This window comes from Bacillus sp. 105MF, from assembly GCF_000374885.1.
Classification (GTDB): Bacteria; Bacillota; Bacilli; order Bacillales; family Bacillaceae_G; genus Bacillus_A; species Bacillus_A pseudomycoides.
This window is the reverse complement of sequence record NZ_KB895677.1, coordinates 1-1530: the sequence shown is the minus strand read 5'-3', so window position 1 is coordinate 1530 and position 1530 is coordinate 1. Positions and strand designations below refer to the sequence as shown.

The window sequence follows — 1530 nt, the reverse complement described above, 5'->3', positions numbered from 1 at the left end:
AAAGAGTTTGAGAAGACACATTCATATCCTGAAGTATACCGGTTGAAAAAGGAAGCTCTTCAGGAGTTAAAAGGAATGAATCTAACAGATTCCCAGCGGGAAAAGTTGTCCAGCATTGAAAAAGCCTTAGATCAAGAAAAACAAGAATATGATAAAAACAGTAAAAAAGAATCGAGCCAGGAGAAAGAACCAAAAAGTCAAAATAAATTCGCACAACTTTTTCATCAGTTTAAAAACGTAAAAAAGAAAGAGCAGCCAAAAGAAGCGGAAATAGAACATGCTAGATAGATATAGGTTGAGGAGAGTACTGTTAAACAGTGCTCTTCTTCTTTTTAAAAGCGAAAGGAGAGAAAAGAATGGTAAATATCGTTGAAATTGTAGACATCGATTACACAGGTGTATGGGCAGAGACAAAAAATGCAGAAGAATTGATTTTTATAGCACTACCAAAAGAAAAAATTAAATTTGTACGTGAAATACTGTCAGAGAAAAAACAAATGTATGTCTTTCTGCAGAAAGATTGGGAATGGAGAAAGATGTCATGAATCCATGGTTATTTGCTAGCTGTATGTTACTTGTGACTGTGGTAATGAACATTTGTATATGGGCAGTACAATGTGCAATAAAACGGTTCAAAATACGAAGAATGAAGCGTCAAAATTAAAGATTTTACATATATGAGGAGGAATGAATGGTGGGAAAAACATTATTTATTGCGGAAAAACCAAAAGTTGCATACGAATTATTGAAATCACCTCGTTTTCGAAATATGGAGAAGCATATGGGGAGTAAGCCATACTATGGTTACTTTGAGAATCATCAGTACATTATTAGTTGGTGTTCGGGTCATTTATTAGAGCTGAAGCATCCAGAAGAAATAGATGAGAAATACAAAGAGTTTAAGTTTGAGCATTTACCTATATTAGTAGAACCAGAGTATAAGGTGAAACCAGATTATATTGAGCAAATCAATATTTTAGTAGACCTGTTACAACGACATGAAGTGGATCATGTGGTCAATGCCTGTGATTGTGATAGAGAAGGTGAGCTTATTTATCGCGAAATGTATGAGTATGCAGGCGTAAATAAACGCCAATCCCGCCTGTTCCTTGCTTCTTATGAACTGGCGGAGTTAGAGGCTGGATTGAATCGATTAGAACCAGGGGAAAACTATGACGGACTTGCAAACTCCGCAAAAGCAAGGCAATACCTGGACTATCTTCTCGGAATTAATGTGACAAGAGGATGTACAACGAAACTTGCTAAAAATCAATTCTTATTAGCGACAGGGCGTGTGCAAATGTGCTTGTTACATGAGATTTGGCAACGTGAGGTAGCCATAGAGAATTATAGAGAACAAACCTACTATAATTTGAAACTCATCACAGACAATGGCTTAGAGGCAATTATGAAGACAGACGACCAGTTATTAGACCCGGCTCCTTTGCAAAAGCTTGGTGCTAAATTAGTTGGTACAGAATTAACGGTAACGGAGTTTAAAGAGAGTACCAGAAAAAAGAAACCAAAATT

Annotated in this window: 3 protein-coding genes and 1 pseudogene; all 4 read left to right on the top strand. The window is 36.3% G+C overall.

All coding sequences use genetic code 11. From position 1 onward, the window contains the following. Positions 1 to 288: pseudogene (locus C564_RS0131460) on the top strand (hypothetical protein); the annotation flags it as partial. 68 nt (positions 289 to 356) lie between these two features. Continuing rightward, positions 357 to 545 carry a hypothetical protein gene (locus C564_RS0131455; RefSeq protein WP_018768248.1) on the top strand — a complete coding sequence of 63 codons (189 nt, stop codon included), beginning with the start codon at positions 357 to 359 and terminating at the stop codon, positions 543 to 545. Further along, positions 542 to 664: a hypothetical protein gene (locus tag C564_RS38140; RefSeq protein ID WP_018768247.1), complete on the top strand. Its 123-nt coding sequence runs from the start codon at positions 542 to 544 to the stop codon at positions 662 to 664. Before C564_RS0131455 ends, C564_RS38140 begins: the two co-directional genes overlap by 4 nt. Positions 665 to 694: 30 nt before the next feature. Then, on the top strand, positions 695 to 1530 hold an 836-nt coding region (locus C564_RS0131445; protein ID WP_033794941.1), incomplete at its 3' end, for a DNA topoisomerase.

Bases quoted from the DNA above. Each gene is read 5' to 3' on its own strand.
- C564_RS0131455 (WP_018768248.1), top strand. From the start codon at position 357: ATGGTAAATATCGTTGAAATTGTAGACATCGATTACACAGGTGTATGG.
- C564_RS38140 (WP_018768247.1), top strand. From the start codon at position 542: ATGAATCCATGGTTATTTGCTAGCTGTATGTTACTTGTGACTGTGGTA.